13 protein-coding genes are annotated in these 17,827 nt (G+C 47.5%); 9 read left to right on the top strand and 4 right to left on the bottom strand.

Annotation, left to right across the window (positions count from 1 at the left end):
• Positions 1–30: 30 nt before the first annotated feature.
• Complete coding sequence (gene uvrA, locus MOX91_RS01275; RefSeq protein ID WP_370396264.1) at positions 31–2,844, bottom strand: excinuclease ABC subunit UvrA; 2,814 nt, start codon at positions 2,842–2,844, stop codon at positions 31–33.
• Between the two features lie 15 nt (positions 2,845–2,859).
• Between uvrA and MOX91_RS01270 the strand changes: the two genes are divergently transcribed.
• From MOX91_RS01270 to MOX91_RS01230, 9 genes are all read left to right on the top strand, one after another.
• Positions 2,860–4,056: an AI-2E family transporter gene (locus MOX91_RS01270; RefSeq protein WP_370396263.1), complete on the top strand. Its 1,197-nt coding sequence runs from the start codon at positions 2,860–2,862 to the stop codon at positions 4,054–4,056.
• 349 nt (positions 4,057–4,405) lie between these two features.
• Positions 4,406–5,062, top strand: a complete 657-nt coding sequence (gene queC / locus MOX91_RS01265) for a 7-cyano-7-deazaguanine synthase QueC (protein ID WP_370396262.1) — start codon at positions 4,406–4,408, stop codon at positions 5,060–5,062.
• A 99-nt stretch (positions 5,063–5,161) separates the two neighbouring features.
• A complete protein-coding gene (locus tag MOX91_RS01260) occupies positions 5,162–6,931 on the top strand; it encodes a Na/Pi cotransporter family protein (protein WP_370396261.1) in 1,770 nt (589 codons plus the stop codon).
• Positions 6,932–6,973: 42 nt separating this feature from the next.
• Complete coding sequence (gene metG / locus MOX91_RS01255; protein WP_370396362.1) at positions 6,974–8,518, top strand: methionine--tRNA ligase; 1,545 nt, start codon at positions 6,974–6,976, stop codon at positions 8,516–8,518.
• Between the two features lie 130 nt (positions 8,519–8,648).
• Complete coding sequence (locus MOX91_RS01250) at positions 8,649–10,262, top strand: AMP-binding protein (RefSeq protein WP_370396260.1); 1,614 nt, start codon at positions 8,649–8,651, stop codon at positions 10,260–10,262.
• A complete protein-coding gene (locus MOX91_RS01245; protein WP_370396259.1) occupies positions 10,259–10,831 on the top strand; it encodes a LysM peptidoglycan-binding domain-containing protein in 573 nt (190 codons plus the stop codon). The genes MOX91_RS01250 and MOX91_RS01245 overlap by 4 nt, the downstream gene beginning before the upstream one ends.
• Position 10,832: 1 nt before the next feature.
• Positions 10,833–11,795 (top strand): ParB/RepB/Spo0J family partition protein, encoded by a 963-nt coding sequence (locus MOX91_RS01240; RefSeq protein ID WP_370396258.1) that lies wholly within the window; start codon positions 10,833–10,835, stop codon positions 11,793–11,795.
• On the top strand, positions 11,796–12,737 hold the full coding sequence (locus tag MOX91_RS01235; protein WP_370396257.1) for a hypothetical protein: 942 nt from the start codon (positions 11,796–11,798) through the stop codon (positions 12,735–12,737).
• Positions 12,738–12,740: 3 nt separating this feature from the next.
• Positions 12,741–13,391: an HAD family hydrolase gene (locus tag MOX91_RS01230; RefSeq protein WP_370396256.1), complete on the top strand. Its 651-nt coding sequence runs from the start codon at positions 12,741–12,743 to the stop codon at positions 13,389–13,391.
• 2 nt (positions 13,392–13,393) lie between these two features.
• On the opposite strand, the gene MOX91_RS01225 is transcribed toward MOX91_RS01230, so the two are convergent.
• The 3 genes from MOX91_RS01225 to MOX91_RS01215 all read right to left on the bottom strand — a co-directional run bounded on the left by MOX91_RS01225 (position 13,394) and on the right by MOX91_RS01215 (position 17,732).
• On the bottom strand, positions 13,394–14,632 hold the full coding sequence (locus MOX91_RS01225) for a GTPase domain-containing protein (protein ID WP_370396255.1): 1,239 nt from the start codon (positions 14,630–14,632) through the stop codon (positions 13,394–13,396).
• Between the two features lie 2 nt (positions 14,633–14,634).
• Positions 14,635–16,014 carry a DUF2868 domain-containing protein gene (locus tag MOX91_RS01220; RefSeq protein ID WP_370396254.1) on the bottom strand — a complete coding sequence of 460 codons (1,380 nt, stop codon included), beginning with the start codon at positions 16,012–16,014 and terminating at the stop codon, positions 14,635–14,637.
• 74 nt (positions 16,015–16,088) lie between these two features.
• Positions 16,089–17,732: an FAD-dependent oxidoreductase gene (locus MOX91_RS01215; RefSeq protein WP_370396253.1), complete on the bottom strand. Its 1,644-nt coding sequence runs from the start codon at positions 17,730–17,732 to the stop codon at positions 16,089–16,091.
• Positions 17,733–17,827: the final 95 nt, after the last annotated feature.

Raw genomic sequence — 17,827 nt, 5'->3', positions numbered from 1 at the left:
GATGCCATTTTTTGTATCTGTTTTAGATTTTTACAAATATTTTGAAGTCGGGGTGTCGAGTTTTGCAAGCCCTTCAACGCTTCCCGAATATATGAGATTTCCGCCATGCTCTCCGCCCGTAGGGCCAAGCTCCACGAGATGGTCTGCAAGGCGAATGAAATCAGGGTGGTGCTCGATGACGATTACGGTATTTCCCGCATCGCGCAGTTTGAAAAGCAAAGTCATAAGCTTTTCAATGTCGTCCCAATGAAGCCCTGTTGAAGGCTCGTCCAAAATATACAAATTTTTGCCGTTTTGCCTCTTGGAAAGTTCAAGAGAAAGCTTTATGCGCTGGGCTTCCCCGCCCGAAAGAGTGTTTGCGGACTGCCCCAGTCGCACATATCCAAGACCTACATCCTGCAAAGTTTTAAGTTTTGAAACGATGTCCGAATGAGAGCGGAAAAGCTCCGCCGCCTCGTCAACAGTAAGCTCCAAAACTTGCGAAATATCCAAGCCCTTGTACTTTACTTCAAGCGTTTCGCGATTATACCTCCTGCCTTTGCATGCGGGACATTCTACGTAAATATCGCCCAAAAACTGCATATCAAGAGCAACCGCCCCGTCGCCGCCGCAATGCTCGCAACGCCCTCCTTTTACGTTAAAGCTGAAACGAGACGCCTTGTAGCCGCGCGCAATCGCGGCGGGGGTTTTCGCAAACAGCTCGCGGAGCTTGTCAAACAGTTTTGTGTATGTCGCGGGATTAGAGCGCGGAGTGCGCCCAATCGGAGACTGGTCAACCCTCACGCACTTGTCGAAATATTCCAAGCCCTCGATTCCTCCGTGCGCCCCGCAAAGTTGCTTTGCGCCGTTTAGCTTCCGCGCCGCCTCATTTGCCAGAATTTCATTTACGAGCGTGCTCTTGCCGGATCCGCTTACGCCGCAAACAACCGTCAAAAGCCCTACGGGGAAATCCACCGTAATGTTTTTCAAGTTGTGTTCCCTCGCATTTTTAACCCGCAAAATTCTGCCGTCGGGCTTGGGAGATGGCGAATATTTTTCAATTCGTGCCCTGCCCGAAAGATACGCCCCTGTTCTCGAATACTTTGATTTTCTGCACTCTGAAAGAGAGCCTTTGAAGACAACCTCGCCGCCGCTAAACCCCGCTTTCGGGCCAAGCTCTATGATGTAGTCGCTCGCCTTGATTGCGTCGGCGTCGTGCTCGACCAGAATTACGGAATTACCGCCGTCGCGCAGATTTTTTATCGCGCCGATAAGCCTGTCGTTGTCGGAAGGATGAAGCCCTATCGTCGGCTCGTCCAAAACGTACGCAGCTCCCACAAGCTCCATTCCAAGCTGGGCGGCAAGGCGCGCCCTTCTCGCTTCGCCATTTGAAAGGGTCGAATATTCGCGGTCCAAATGCAGATATGAAAGCCCGACCCTGTTTAGAAAATCAAGTCTTTCTTTAAGCCCGTTCACAGCCTCGCTTATGGCGTCAAACCTGCCGCCTTTCAAGCTTTTTGCAAATTCAAGCGCGGCATCGACCGACATCGACATAAATTCGGGATACGACTTGCCGTTTACGAAAACATTTCGGCTTCGGGCATTCAACCGCGCCCCTTTGCAATCCTTGCACACGCTTGAAACCATAAATGCTCCGAGCTTCACGGTCATGGCGTCGCTCGCCCCGTGCGAATAGTAATGGTCAAGCTCCGCAAGCACTCCCGGGAAATAATACGGAGTCTGCGCCTTTTTATTGGAACGCCCGCGCCTGATTTCAAACGGGCGGTTCTTGTCTCCGTAGAGAATGAAATCGCGGACGTCCTGAGGCAGATCTTTCCACGGAGCTTTTCGGTCAAACGGGTATTGCAATGAAAGCTTCTTTAAAAGAGAGCATCTGTGTAAAATCAAATACCTCGACCCCATTCGATACGGCTTCAAAGCACCGCCGTAAACGCTCTTTGTGTCGTCGGGAACGACAAGACGCTCGTCAAAACTCATGACCCTGCCGATGCCGCCGCAAGACGGGCATGCCCCGTCGGGATGGTTGTGGGAAAAACTGCGCGGAGAAATGTCGTCGAAAACCCTGCCGCAAACCGAACATGAAAGCGCGGTGCTCAACGTTTTCTCAAATGCCTCGCCGCCAAATTCGCAGTACGCAAAAGCCTTGCCCGCCCCCTCTTTCAGAGCCAGCTCCAAAGAGTCGGAAATTCGGCTTCTCGCGTTTTCGGAAACTTTTATGCGGTCGATTACAATGTCTATTTTATTATCCGCTTTCAGAAGCTTCAATGCTTCCCCGCCGTCAAGCTCCGCGATTTCTCCGTTAATTCGCGCCCTCTGCCAGCCGCGCTTTTTAAGGTCCTCAATTCCCGCCGCCGCGGCGGTTTTCTTGCCCTCCAAAAACGGGGCAATTAGATAAAGCTTTCCGCCTTCGGGGAAAGCCAAAATTTCCTCAACGCACTCGTCGAGGCTTCTGCGCTTGATTTCTCCCCCGTCGAACGGGCATTTTTGGACGCCCGCAACGCACCAGACAAGGCGGGCGTAGTCGGCAATTTCGGTCGCGGTTGCGAGAGTGCTGCGCGGATTTGTCGCCGCGCTTACGTTTTGCTCGACCGCAATCACGGGCGGCAATCCCCTTATGTAATCGACGTCGGGCTTTGCTATCGCGCCCAAAACCCTGCGCACGTCGGCGGAAAGGCTTTCCAAATATTTGCGATAGCCCTCGGCATAAACAGTGTCAAACGCAAGCGATGATTTTCCCGAGCCGCTCACGCCCGTTATGGTGACAATCTTTCCGCGCGGAATTTCCACGTTTATATTTTTAAGATTGTGTTGACGCGCCCCGTGTATTTGAATAACATCACTCATAGAAAATATATAAATATGTTGGATTTGGAATTATCACCCGCTCAAAAGAAATGGGCAACCTATGCGATTACCTGCATGTCAGTTTGCATAGTGCTTGCATTCATAGTCTTTTCAATAAAAATTTTCGGAAGCTTTTTAAACAAATATATCCTTGTTTTTGCGCCTCTTGCAATTTCCGCCATTTTATCGGTCATAATAAAGCCTATTATAGACCTTTTGTCAAATAAGCTTAGGATGTCCAGAACGTATGCGTGCATCGCCACGTTTGCGGTTTTGATTTTGGTTATAACGATAATCGGAGTAATTGTCCTGCCGAAGGCGATTTCGCAGATAATCGCTCTCGTCCAGACGCTTCCTTCGGGGCTTCAAACCCTGATGGAGCACATAAGGCAAGACTATCCCATGCTGTCTGAAAAGATAAATGCTATTTCAGAGTCTTTCAAAACTGCGGGATCTTCGGCGGACTTGACTGAAAACTTATCTTCAATTCTTTCAAAATCGCTAAAAAGCGTGCAAGCCGCCTGTTCGGTAATAATATCAGTTTCAAGCGCGATTGCGGCTTTTGCGGTCATTCCGATTTACCTGTTTTTCATGCTCATATCGGAGCAGAGCAAAATGTCGTCTTTAAACCTCGAAAAAAAGCTTTCGTTTTTGAAGCCCGAAGTCAGGGAAGACTTGATTTTTCTTGTAAGCAAATTCGGGGAAATCATAATAACATTCTTCCGCGGGCAAATACTAATCGCAATCTTGACGGGGCTTTTGCTGGGGTTCGGACTTATGCTTGCGGGCGTAAAATTCGGGTTTATCATAGGATTCACCACGGGTTGCATAAACATCATACCATATCTCGGCTCGATAATAGGATTGAGTGCGATGCTTCCTGTATCGTATTTCCAAGACGGCGGAGGCTTCGTTTTGTTTTGCGCAACGATTATGGTTTTCGTAATAACAGAGCTTATAAACGCCTACATTCTGACCCCTTGGATTATGGGCGAACGCACGAAATTAAGCCCGATGCTGATTATATTTTCGGTATTCTTTTGGGGAACCGCGCTCGGCGGCATTATGGGAATGCTCCTTGCAATTCCGCTTACCGCGTTTGTGAAAGTTTTTTGGGACTTGGCTTCCGAAAAGTACATACAGCCTTTGTTCGGAGAAAAAAATCACGTTTCTCCCCCTGAAAAACCGCAAATTTCGTCTCCATCGGAATAAAAATGAAAATTTTTTAATTTTATTCTTGATTTTTTAAAAAATCAGGCGATTATAATAAGCATAATAAAAAATTTCCTCCCCCCATCATATATAAAAGAACGCCCCATTGAGTTTACTCTGGGGCGTTCCCTTTTAGGGGGGGGAACGCAGTGTTTATTTGGGCTTACTCTGGTACTTTCCTTTTTGAGAATTGCGCCCCCTGAAAAATATTCCCTCTTGAAGGGAAATGGCATTTGTTGTTTTGATTGTGTGTTTCTTTTATGGGGTAAAGCGAACCAAGCTTCCGCGTAAATTTGATTGTAAAAATTGTTGAAGCTCCGAATAAAATCTGCAATCTTTTGTATTATTTATGAAAAGTGTCATAATTTATTCGGGCGGTCTGGATTCCACTGTTCTCCTCTATAAGCTTGCGAGGGAAAATTCCCTCGTTGAAGCCATTTCAATAAACTATGGGCAAAGGCATTCAAAGGAGCTTGAATTTGCAAAGAAGAACTGCCAAAAACTTGGGGTAAATTTCAAGTTGGTTGACTTGTCGAATTTAAATCCAATTTTCGGGGACAGCGCGCTCACAAACAAATCAGTGAACGTCCCGAATGGGGAATACGCAAACGGCAACATAGCTTTGACGGTCGTTCCAAACAGAAACATGATTATGCTTTCGATTGCCGCCGCAAGGGCTATGGCTCTCGGTTGCGACAGCATAGCCTATGCCGCCCACAGTGGCGACCATGCTCTATACCCCGACTGTACCACGGAATTTGCAGACGCGATGGCGGAAGCCATACGAAGAGCCGACACTCGCAAAATCGAGCTTTTGCGCCCGTTCATAAATATCGACAAGTCCCAAATCGTAAAGCTTGGAATGGAGCTGGGGGTCGATTTTTCCGACACATGGTCGTGCTACAAGGGCGGAAGCTTGCACTGCGGCAAATGTTCGACGTGCCTTGAACGCAGGCAGGCGTTTTCAGACGCGGGAGTAAAAGACCCCACGATTTACGAAAAATAGCAAATTGCGCGATTTTGCAAAATCGACGGTCTTTTTAAATTTACAAACGCCGGCAATTCTTTAAGATGCCCCAAATATTTTTTTAACAACACAATAAAGATGGAGACAGTATTTCAAATAATAGGCAGCCTTGGCCTGTTTCTTTTCGGGATGAGGCTCATGAGCGACAGCCTCCAAAAAATTGCCGGCGAAAGATTGCGCTCAATAATGCGCACAATGACCGGCAACCGCTTCAAGGGCATTTTTTCGGGACTTCTTGTAACAACCGCGGTTCAATCTTCGTCAGCCACGACAGTGATGGTTGTGAGTTTTGTCAACGCGGGGCTTTTGAAGCTGCGCGAGGCAATCGGCGTCATAATGGGCGCGAACCTCGGCACAACAGTCACCGCGTGGATTATCGCGTATTTCGCGTTTACATTTTCCCTGAGTTCGATAGCCCTGCCAATCGTGGGCATTGGAATGATAGTTGTTTTCGCCGCAAAAAAGCAGAATATTAAAACTTTCGGCGAGTTTTTGGTCGGCTTCGGGCTTCTTTTCATGGCGATGTCGTATTTGAAGGACTCTGTTCCCGATATAAACGCGCACCCCGAAATGCTGGAGTTCATAAAATCCTACTCCCACCTCGGCTTTCTTTCAATTTTGATATTCCTGCTTTTCGGAGTTATTCTAACCCTTGTTGTGCAGGCTTCCGCGGTTGCAATGGCAATCACAATGACCATGGTAATGAAAGGTTGGATTGACTTCGACCTCGCCGCCGCAATCGTCCTCGGGGAAAACATCGGGACGACAACAACCGCGATTTTGGCTTCGATGGGCGGAAACACAAACGCCAAACGCGCGGCATTCGCGCACATGTGCTTCAACATAATCGGCGTTATTTGGATGCTCTTTGTATTTACTCCCTTCACGGGAATGGTAAACGACATCGTAAACGGATGGTTTTCCTCTTCCCGCGCGGCGGCGGAAGCCGTGGGGAATGTCGAAGTTTTGAGGATTACGGGGCTTACTGAAAAGCTTGCCCTATTCCACACGATGTTTAACGCAATAAACATACTTGTTTTGGTGGGGTTTGTTCCCCAGCTTGAAAGGCTTGTGTGCTACATAATAAAAAGCAAGCCGAACGAAAAAAGCTCAACTCCGTACGAACACCTCGAATATCTTTCAAACCATTTCAACGAAATGGGGGAACTCTGCCTCTTTGAAGGTCAAAAGGAAGTCGTAAAGCTCGCCGAAATGTCCACAAAAATGTTTAACGGCTTTACCGACATATTCCAAAAGCCCGATGAGGATTTGAGCGATCAGATAAACGAACTGCGCAAAATCGAGGAAGACTGCGACAAACTCGCCTACGCTCTCACAAATTTCTTCATACAATGCACGTCGCACGAATTAAGCGAGCAAAGCACAAACACAGTCGTAAAAAACATGGTAATCATTGCGGAGCTTGAAGACATGAGCGACTGTTGCTACCGCCTGATCACGCTTGCGAGAAAACGCTATCGCAAGCAGTTCAAAGACCATATGCTTCAATCGCCCGCATTCGTGCAGTTTTGCGAGGAAATCGACAAGTTCCTGCTCTTCGCCCACCGAATGCTCTTGCAGCAAAACATAACTTCTGAAGACTTGGAAAACGCGATAAAAACACGCACGATGCTCGACAAAATCCGAAAGTCAATCCGCAAGGAAGTCATTGCCGAAATCGAGCTTGGGGCAGCGAGCGCAAGGGGCGGCATTCTGTTTATAGAAATTCTCGGACAATGCGAAAAAATCGGGGCGCACTCAATGAACATTCTCGAAGCCCTGCAAAATCCGTCAATGCTCTTTGCGGGTCCAAAAATCGCAAAGGGACAGCCTGTTTTGCAAAATTAAAAATTTTTTAAAGCAAATTGACATTTTAAGCTATTTGTAAAAATATCACACAAGATGAAAAACTTTTACATCACAACGGCAATAGATTATGCGAACGGCTCCCCCCACCTCGGGCACGCATATGAAAAGGTGCTAACCGACGTGATTGCGCGCTACAAAAGACTGCGCGGCGAAAGCGTCCACTTTTTGACAGGGCTTGACGAGCATGGGCAAAAGGTTCAGCAAAGCGCGCGCAAAGCAGGAATCGAACCAATAGAGTTTTGCAACCAGCAAGCCGAAAAATTCCACGATTTGTGCAAAATCCTGAACATTTCAAACGACGACTACATACGTACAACAGAAGAACGCCACAAAAAAGTCGTAAGGGCCCTGCTTCAAAAATTGTTCGACAAGGGTGAAATATACAAGGCGGAATACAAGGGCTTCTACTCCGCAAGGCAGGAGCAGTTCTTGCTTGAAAAGGACAAAAACGAAGACGGCACATGGCCCGAAATTTTCGGGGACGTTGTTGAAATCACGGAATCAAACTACTTTTTTAAAATCGGCAAATACCAGGATTGGCTCGTTGAATACATAAAAGGGCATGAAGATTTCATATTCCCGCGCTTCCGCGCAAAGCAGGTCTTGGAATTTTTGAAAGAGCCGCTCAACGACCTTTGCATATCGCGCCCCAAAGAACGCTTGGAATGGGGCATTCCCCTGCCCTTTGACGAAGATTATGTCACATACGTCTGGTTCGACGCCCTCGTAAACTATATTTCGGCAGTCGGCTACGGAACAGACGATTTCGCAAAAAACTGGCCCGCAAACTTCCATGTAATCGGCAAAGACATACTTGTGCCGCCGCACTCGGTTTACTGGCCCATAATGCTGAAAGCCCTCGATATAGAAATCCCGCAGTCGCTTTTGGTTCACGGCTGGTGGCTTTCATCCGGCGAAAAAATGTCAAAGAGCCTCGGCAACATTGTAAACCCCCTCGATTTGGTCGCGCAATTCGGCACCGATCCTTTCCGCTACTTCTTGATGAGGGAAATGAATGTAGGTCAAGACAGCGACTTTTCGGCAGACCAGTTCCTAACAAGATACACAAGCGATTTGGGCAACGACTTGGGCAACCTCGTAAGCCGCACCCTCAATATGTCGCACCGCTACTGCGAAGGGATTGTCCCGCAGTCGCAAATAGACGAAGAGCCTGAAAAAACATTGCGCGACGCCTGGGCGGAAACTTCAAAATCCGCAATGGAAATGTATGAGGGGATGCAGTTTCACACATCGCTTGACAAAACGTTCGCTTTCATACGCTCAATCAACCGCTATGCAGAACAACGCGCGCCTTGGAAGCTCGCAAAGAGCGAAGACGCGCAGGACAAGCTCCGCCTTCAAACCTCTTTGGCGTACATGGCGGAAGGCTTGCGTCTCTCTGCCGTAATTCTCGCGCCCGTAATGCCGCAGATAAGCGAAAAAATCTTAAACCTGCTCGGCAAAAACGCCGTGGAAAAATTCGATGGAGAGCTGGAGTGGGGAAATTCCTTACAGGGCTCAAAATTGTCGCCGCAGGAAATTTTGTTCCCGCGAATGCAAAAATAGGAGAATTTTTTGCCTTGAATTTGAAAAGCGCGGCTTGCAACTGCCGCGTTTTTTTTTGCCGCATTAGCGCGCCTTTTATTTTTACAGAGATGTTGACTTTGCATAAAAAATCCTAAAACTGAAAAGCAAGATGCAAGATTATGTTTACGATATGGGATACGCCAAATTCGAGGGCTTGGAAGAGCTAAGGCAAACTCTTGCCCACGCCATCGCAAAGGGGCTTTTCATAAACAGGGAAAAAGATATTTTAATCGATTTTACAGGCGGAGACAAAACTTACAGCGCCGCCACATTGCTTGCATATTCGCTCGCCGTTTCAAAAGTTTTGAAAGAAAAAACGAAGAACAAGCGGATAGGCATTGCGATGCCTCCGTGCGCATACGCGGCAATAGCAAACTACGCATGCATATTTGCGGGAAAAACGCCCGTAAATTTGAATTTCACCATGGGAAGAGCCGCGGCTGAAAGTTGCCTGAAAACGGCAGATATTAAAGACGTTGTGTCGTCAGAGGCAATGCGCAAAAAAATTTCGGACGCAAACCAAAACTTCCCGTGGGCGGAAAATTTTATCGACATCGCAAAAACGGTGTCGGAAACAAAGCCTTTCGACATTTCAGTCGGTCTTGAAAAAATATTGGAGCATTTCGGCATTGAAAAATTTTCAAAAAACGAAAAAGAGGCAACTCTCGTCTTTACAAGCGGGAGCGAAGGCGCGCCAAAAGCCGCAATTTTAACGGAGCGCAACATAATCGCAAACTGCCTCCAAACAAGGCTTTCAAACGTATTTTCAGAAGGCGACATTCTGCTTGCGAACCTGCCTGTTTTCCACTCTTTCGGGCTTCTCTTTGAAATTTGGGCACTCGCGATAAACGGGGTTAAATCCCTTCTTTTGGCAAGCCCGATAGACATAAAGGCGAATTTGCGGGCAATCCGCCAATACCGCCCGAATGTAATGCTCGGAAGCCCGACCTTTTACCGCGCCTACATACGCCATGCAGAAAAAGAAGATATGCAAAGTCTGCGCATGGCAATAGCGGGGGCAGAAAAAACTCCCGACGGCTTTGAGGAACTTTGGAATTCACGCTTTTCGCCCAATTCCTACAAAGAAGGCTACGGTCTTACCGAAACATCTCCCGTAGTCGGCGTAAATATGCCCGATGTTGATTACGGCTGGTATTCGACAGGCACACGCAAAGGATCGATAGGCAAGCTTTTCCCCGGTATGAGGGCGAAAATTTTAGACGCATCAACCCTAAAACCCCTACCGTTCGGAGAACGCGGTCTATTGGCATTGCAGGGCGCAAACGTCTTTGCGGGCTACCTCAACAACCCCGAAGCCACAAAAAACACCCTGAATGACGGCTGGATTGTGACGGGAGACTTGGCGCGGATTGACAAAGACGGATTTTTGTTCATCGACGGCAGGCTTTCGAGATTTTCAAAGATAGGCGGGGAAATGGTGCCTCACGCAACTGTTGAAAGCGCGCTCTCAAACGCGCTTGGCTTCGATAAAAGCGATATTCCGCTGATTGCAATATCATCTAAATTAGACGAAGGCAAAGGAGAAGCACTGGTGCTAGTCACGACCGTTGACATAGACCACCGCCAAGTAAAAGAAGCCCTGAAAGCGGAAGGGATTTCAAATCTTTGGACGCCAAAACACATAGTAAAAACCGACCGCATACCGCTTCTGCCGTCGGGCAAACTAAACTTAAAGGAACTTTCAAAAATAGCAGAGCAATGAAAAAATTTTTTACAATATTTATAGTCGCAACAGTTTCCGCCTGCGCCTCAGCACAAAGCTCCGTGCTTGCCGACATCTTGCAGGACCTGGAGCTAATCAAGCGCGAAGTCGGCAAGCTGAGCCTTGAAATAGAACGCCTTTCCGCCGAAAACGAATCGCTAAAAAAAGCCTTGAAAGACGCGCAAAACGCCGCGACTTCAAACGAGGGAATGAATGCGGCAACGGCATCTTTGAGGGCTGAAATAAACTCATCCGTAGCCAAAAGCCAAAGCGAAACGCTCGCGATTGTGCGCAAGGAGCTTGATTCGCTCGCAAGCCAAACCAACGCGAACCTGGAAAAGCTTGCAAAGGCAATCGGAGCAAAGCCGCAAGGGCAGGTTCAAACAAACTTTTCGGAAAACTATCCGAAAATGGGAGTCACCCACACGGTTGTGCGCGGCGATACGCTAAGCAAAATAGCCCGCAAATACGGCTCAACCGTAAAATGGATTCAGGACGCAAACCGCATTGCAGACGCAAACCGCGGATTGGTCGTAGGTCAAACTATTTTCGTTCCCACAAAGGAATAATATGGCAAAAGAACACAAATCACTCGGCAGGGGGCTTGACTCAATCATAAGCGGAGGCATTAAAAAATCCGTTCCAACCCAAAAAAACGCGCCCTTAAAACCTGCCGCAAAAGCCGACACAAAAAGCGAAACGTCTTCGGCGGAAAAATCGGCTCAAACCCCCATGGGGCTTTTCAGCGAAATCTTAATCGAAAAAATTTCCGTAAGCCCCTACCAAGCGCGAAAGGAATTTTCGGAAGATGAAATCGCGCAGCTTGCGGATTCAATAGCTTCGGAAGGCTTGCTGCAGCCGATTATAGTGCGCAAGCTTCAAAACGGGACCTTTGAGCTGATTGCGGGCGAAAGGCGTTTGAGGGCATGCCAAAAGCTCGGCTTAAAGCGCATCGCCTCCTGCGTGCAAACCGCAAGCAACGCTTCTGCCGCAGTAAAAGGTTTGATAGAAAATTTGCAGCGTTCCAACCTAAACCCAATGGAAGAAGCGCAAGGCATAGCGGCTTTAATCGCAAACTTCAACATTACGCAGGAAGCGGCGGCAAACAGGCTCGGCAGACCGCGCTCCACTATCGCAAATTCCTTGCGCCTTTTGACTTTACCAAAAGAAGTCCAGGGGCTTATCGCAACAGGCAACCTCTCGCACGGGCACGCAAAAGTTTTGCTTTCTTTAAATGACAAAACTCAGCAGATACTCCTTGCCCGCAAAATCGTCGAAGGTCAGTTAAACGTCAGAATGGCGGAAGAAGCGGTAAACCGCATAAAGAATGAGCGCGACCGCAGTACAAACGGCACTGCCCGCTCCCAAGCCGCTCAAAGCGCGGTGGTGCGCGATGTCCAGAAAAAGATTTCAGAGCGTTTGAACGCCGCAGTCGAATTGAAACATACTCCAAAAAAGGGTAAGATAATCATTGAATACTTCGGCAACGAAGATCTGCAAAGGATTTTGGAAATTCTGGGAGTGGATATATAAATGAAATTCTGCGCAAAAGCCGTTTTTATCGCCGCGCTTGCCGTCATAACGGCATCGTCGAAGTCTTTTGCGCAACAGCACAATGATTTCACCGAGGGCAACATAACCCTCGAACGTTCCGAAATGGAAAAAAAGGAAAGCCGCTTTCAAGATGAAAAAAGCAGACTGAGGGAAAAGCAATTTTCGCCAAAAACATTCCAACCCAAAGACGACGGAGCAGGCGCAAAAGTCTTGCAGGAGAAAAATTCCAACTTAAAAAGCGGCGCGCTCGCGGAAACGATGTCGGGCAAAAAAAACGACCGCTATCAAAAGGGCTTTTCTGCGCCCGAACTAAACCGTTTTGAGGGCAATTTTGACATACCCGAACTCAATGTAATAAAAAATTCCGACAAAAATTTGTCCCGAATATACGAAGGCAGCATAGACTTTTCAAAACGCCACTATCGAGACGGGGAAATGCAGGAATTTTTAGAAAAAGTAAGCGAGAAATCAATGCAGGACATAAATAAATACATGTTCCGTTCCTCGCGCTCGTCAGACCCGGGAATGCCAACCTCGCAAGCGGGCGACCAGCTCGGGCTTTCCGACGTAAAAACAAACTCGATAAAAGACTTTCTTTTCGGAACAAAAAAAATAGAGCGTCCTACTGTTGCGTTCACAAAGGATATAAATGTCGGCGCAATAAAAAGCAGCAAGGCAATGGATTTGGCGGAAGCAAAAAAAACATCAACCCCTCCGCCGAATGCAAAAATGCTCCCCGCACAAGTAATAGGCGAAAAACAAAACGCCCGCCCCGCGCAGACCGCCCCCGAACGCAAAATAAAAATCGCGGAGAAGGAAGTCATACTAAACTCACAAGGCATGTTTGCGCCCAAAGACGGTTCGCAAAAGCAAAGCAGGTATAAAATCAAGGTCGAAGTTTCCGAAAAAGAACAAAAATAATCCATGCGAAAAATCGAAACCGTTTTCTTTGACCTTGACGGAACGCTTGTCGATAACTACGAAGCGATTACAAAGTGTATCTCCGTCTCACTTGAACCAATGGGCATAACTCCGCCAACGCTTGAAAAGGTAAAGCATACCGTCGGAGGCTCCATCCTAATCACTTTTGAAAAGCTGATTGGAAAAAATCTCGCTCCACAAGCCGCAAAAACTTATATGGAGCATATCAAAGACTACGAACTTCTCGGCTTGAAAGAAATGCCCCATGCGCGGGAAATCTTGCAAGGCTTGAAATCCCGCGGAATAAAATCTGCGCTTTTTACGAATAAATCCCAAAAATCCGCGGAAAACATAATCGAGTTTCTGAATTTGAGCCGCTTTTTTGAAAAGATAATAGGGACCGATTTGCACGGAGCGCGAAAGCCGGAAAAAGAATTTACTTTGCTTGCGCTTGAAAAAATGAACGCAGACTTTGAAACAAGCGCAGTCGTCGGCGATTCCCCATACGATTACAAAGCGGCGAAAGCCTGCGGTCTTATGCCTATACTTGTCGCGACAGGCGGAAATTCTTTTGAAAGCCTCGAAAGCTTATGCCCCGGAGCAAACATATTTAAAGACCTGCGCGAAGCAGAAATTTTCATAGAAAGCAGATAGCCCTACTTGGCAGACTGCATAATGACGTCCGCCAATTCTTCCCTAAGCGCGTTCTGCATGGCAAAAAATGAATCGCTCTCATCTCCGTTCGCGGCGCGTATTGAAAACCGCGCAAGCTTTTCGGAATTTATGAAAACAGGCGCAAAGCCGCGTTTTGACAAGTCGATTTCAAATTCTTTTGTCGCCGATTTCGCGTAGGAAAACGACGCGATTGAAGAAACAAAAAACACGGCGTCCCTTGCAAAAATTTCGGGAAGATCGGAATTCGGATTTGCCGCGCAAAGGGCGTCGGGCTTCTTCGCAAAAGGCATCTTGCCCCAAAGCCTGCGGATTACATTCGGCAAAATTATGCGCATCTGAGAATCCGACAGTTTGAAATCGGGCGCATTTACCCTTATGCCCGAATATCTGAACCTGCGCAAAACTTCGCGCCTAAACCCCGACACAAACGCGGAAACCATCGAAGAAAAATCGCCATGCAAACGCGAAGACTCATCTTTTGAAATCGAAAAATTCGACATTTTCAATGAGGAGCGCAAATTCATCAAGTCTTTCAAAGAGTTCAAAATTTCCCCCGCCGCCGCGTCTATGTTGCTGCGCCAAAGAGAAGTTCTGTTGGCTTTCAAGGCGCGCAAAACTTCGCCCAAGTCAGAGCGGACGCGCAATGACGAAGCGGAGCAAATTTCGTCAAACAACCTCGCGCAATCCGAAAACTTTGTCTTGAAGGCGTCAAATTCAAAACACTCCATCGCGCGGATTGCAAAATTATCGCGCCATTCTCCGATAAAATCGTCGTCCTTTCTGTTTACAAGCCCCAAAACGGCAACACCCGAACCCAGCATGGAAAAAGTGTCAAGCAGGCATTTTTGCGTATGACCTACAAAATTATCCGCATTGACCACAAGCATGCAAATGTCGGCATCGGAAAGCGCCTTCATTATCTCGACATCATGAGCATAGCGCGGATCCTTAAACTCCTCGACAAAGGCGTTCGCGGGGTTGCGCCCCGCCGCCACATAGTCTTTAAAGCTGAAAAACACCGTTTCGGGATGTTGAAGCCCGGGAGTGTCTATAACCTCGACGTTGCACTTGCCCAAATTGATTTCGCGAGGCTGCATATGCTTTGTCTCGCCCGGAATCGGCGAAACCGCAACCTCGTCGTCTCCCAAAAAATTCGCAAAAATACTGCTCTTGCCGTCGTTCGGACGCCCGACTATGACGATTTTGTAAAGGCTTTTCATCTCTAAAAAAGTTTTATGTTGCGGCTTGAAATGGAATTTATTTTTCGAGACCACCAGGATTTTTCAACCGCCCCCGGCGCCCTGAAAACTCCCTGTGCTTTTGAAAGCCTGCCCAAAAGATGCACGCTCACGAATTTATCCGGAAACTTGTTTACGAGATTTTCAATATTTTCAAAAACCTCCTCGTTGTAATCGTCGGAAAGAAGCACCAATGCAATGTTTTTCTTCGGCGCAATCGCCTTTTCAAAGTCTTCCGAAAAAATTTCCCTGCCGAAAGAATAGCTCGCAATTTCCGCACCCTGCTCGTTTAAAGAAGCCTTTACAGAATTTAAAATAACGTCCGAAAAAGCCGACAAGTCGGAACGCAGCAAGACCAAAACGGAAGGTTTGCCTTCGGAAGGCAAGCCCGACAACTTCAAGGAATTGTCGCAAGAGGCAAATTCCATGCGCCGTATGATGTCGCTTATCTTGCGGTCGTTTCTTATTCGGTTTACGCCGAAAGTGCGGGATATTTTGAAATAGAAGAACGCCAAAATTGCGCCGCGCAAAAACACGCCGTAAAAGAAGCTTGCCATTATGAAGAATATCGCCCACGCCTCGCAGCTTTCCGATGTCAGTTTTGCGCCTTCTCCCGCCAAAAATTTGGACTTCTCAATCTGCTCCAAAGAAGGATAGCCTGTGCCCTCTCCCGCAAAAACAGACCACGGCAAAGATACAACCCCTACAAACTTTCCCATTCTTTCGGAAGTTACAATGCGCGGCATTGTCGTGCGCCAGCCATATTCGTATTCGTTAAACATCGGCTTGAAGAGCTGGATCAAAAAGATGCCGCAGGCAACGCCCAAGCCTAAAAACTGGGCGGCAATCGCCCCCTTCAAGAAAATCCACTTTTTATTAGCTCCATAAAGCGCGCCCAAGCCCCCTTTGTCTTTGAAAAACCTTGAAAGGATAAATGAAACAAAAAAGTCCACAACCCTGCCGAATGTCGGGGCAAAGAAAAACGCGCTAAACAGCAAAAGAAGCGGAACAAGCACGCAAGTTATGAAAAAGAAGCTTACGTTTATCACCCCGCCGAAATCAGCCCCGTTAAAGAATGCACCCGCAAGAGGCATTCCCACGGCAAACAGTCCCGCAAAAAATAAAATTGCCGAAACAATCCTGAAAAGCCACACCGCGTTGGCTCCCGCACTTCGATGCAAAGAAGCCTCGCGCATAGCGGAAAGCCAATGCCTTAAAAGCGACATCTCGTCTTTTTTTTCCAAATCCGACGCCGTAGAGTAGATTTTGAAATCCCGCGCGCTTTTAAACTCGTCCGACAAATTTTCATCGCGGCTTATGAAAATTTCCAAGTCTATTATGTCTTCTGAACTCAAATGCTTCATTTAATGAAAAATTCCTTGTCCTTTTTATAAAAAAACGTTCAAAGCTGCAACAAATAAAGCGTTTGAAATTCGCTTTAAAGCGATAAAATCTGCCCGTCGGCTTTTAGTTTTTCGGAAAGATGTTCGTAATCGACATCCTGCACAGGTATATTTTTATCTATCGCCATCGATGCCGCAGTTGCCGCAGAATGCCCCAATATCATAAACACGGGCTCCATTCTAATCGAGCCGTATGCGATATGCGAAGCGGAGCAGGCGTTTGTCACCATCAAATTGGTACATTCGGATTTTTTTGGAACGATTGAGCCGTAAGAGATTTTATAGGGCTTGCAGCCCGCTCCCACATCGCCCTCGTTTTGCACAAAGCCTTCGGGAGTGACATACCTAACGGTATTATGGCTGTCGAGAGTGTATGAGCCCATGCCGATTGATTTTGGCGTTGACGCCCTGCCGGTGCAGTCGTGTTCTGTCATGACGTACTCGCCTATCAGTCGGCGGGCTTCGCGTATGTAAAGATAAAACGGCCAGTTGCCCGTGTCGGTAAATTCGTCTTTTGCCAAGCCCCATCTTGAAATATCCTTGCGCAGTTTTTCAGGCACGCGCTCGTCGTTTGAAAGGAAGTACAAAAGACCAAGCTGGTAATCCTTGTGGGATTTAACTATCTTTTCGCGCGTCTTGTAGTCGGCTTCGGGATAATCGTAATTCCCACCCAAAAAGTCGGTGGAAAATGCGCCCTGGTTGTTGGTGTCTGTCTTTCCGTTCATGATGCGGTCGTTTTTAAGAAAATCGCGCCTGCCTTCGGCTTCGTAATAGCGCAGAGCCAATATGTAATCGTCGGCATTGTAGTTTTCGGGCTTGGGAAAGGGAACGCGGTTTTCGGGCAAATCGGTAAGGCACATTCTGAAGCAATACGCCTGCAATCGGTTGTCGCCCTCTCCAAGCGGGGCAATGGGTTCGCTCGAAACGTGCTTCAAAAGCCCGCTTTTCGGATTTCCCTTTTCGACATACGGGTCAACCTGCTTTTGGAAATGGTGGCGATGCCCTGAGAACTTGCCAAGCCGAGAGCCGTTGTATTTTTCTTTATAAACTGAATTGGATTCTCTTCCGACAGTGTAGGAACAGCCCGCCGCCGCCATCAAGTCGCCTTCAAATGTGGCGTCTATAAAGACTTTGCCGGCAAACACATCGCCTTTCAAGGATTTAAACGAAACGATTTTGCCGTCCTTGCTTTTGCGAACGCCTTTTTTTGAGCGGTCGAGGTAAGTGTTTTTATATACAGGGATTTTCAGCTCTTGAAGCCAGTTGTCATAAACTCGCTCGGCGACGGACGGTTCGAAAATCCAAGCAAGCTCGCGCTCGTCGTCCATTGCTTTGGTTCCCTGCCCCGACGCCTTGAAATTTTCGCGCTTTTTGCCGAACTTCCAGCTTTCGGGCTTTTTGTATTCAAGCCAAATTCTATGGTAAAATTCCTTGCTGACACCCCCGATTGTCGCGGTTTTACCAGAATCGGTAAATCCCAGCCCCGCGCTCGACATAGCCCCAAGATGGTTTTCGGGAGCGACAAGCACGACGCTCTTGCCTTCCCTCGCCGCCTGCACCGCCGCGGCAACTCCCGCAGACGTGCCTCCGTAAACAACAATATCCGCCTTGACGGTTTTGGCGTTTAAAGCCAAAGACACACACATTAACACTAACGACAATAAAATTTTCTTCATCATATACTTCATTTTTATAATATATTTAATATTACATACAAAAAAACCCAAAACATGTAAAACAAATTTTGGGGTCATAAAATATTTATGTTTTGATT

Source organism: Intestinicryptomonas porci, assembly GCF_033971905.1.
GTDB lineage: Bacteria > Verrucomicrobiota > Verrucomicrobiia > Opitutales > Intestinicryptomonadaceae > Intestinicryptomonas > Intestinicryptomonas porci.
Note: the sequence above shows the minus strand (reverse complement) of the source record. Positions and strands in the feature narration are given on the sequence as shown.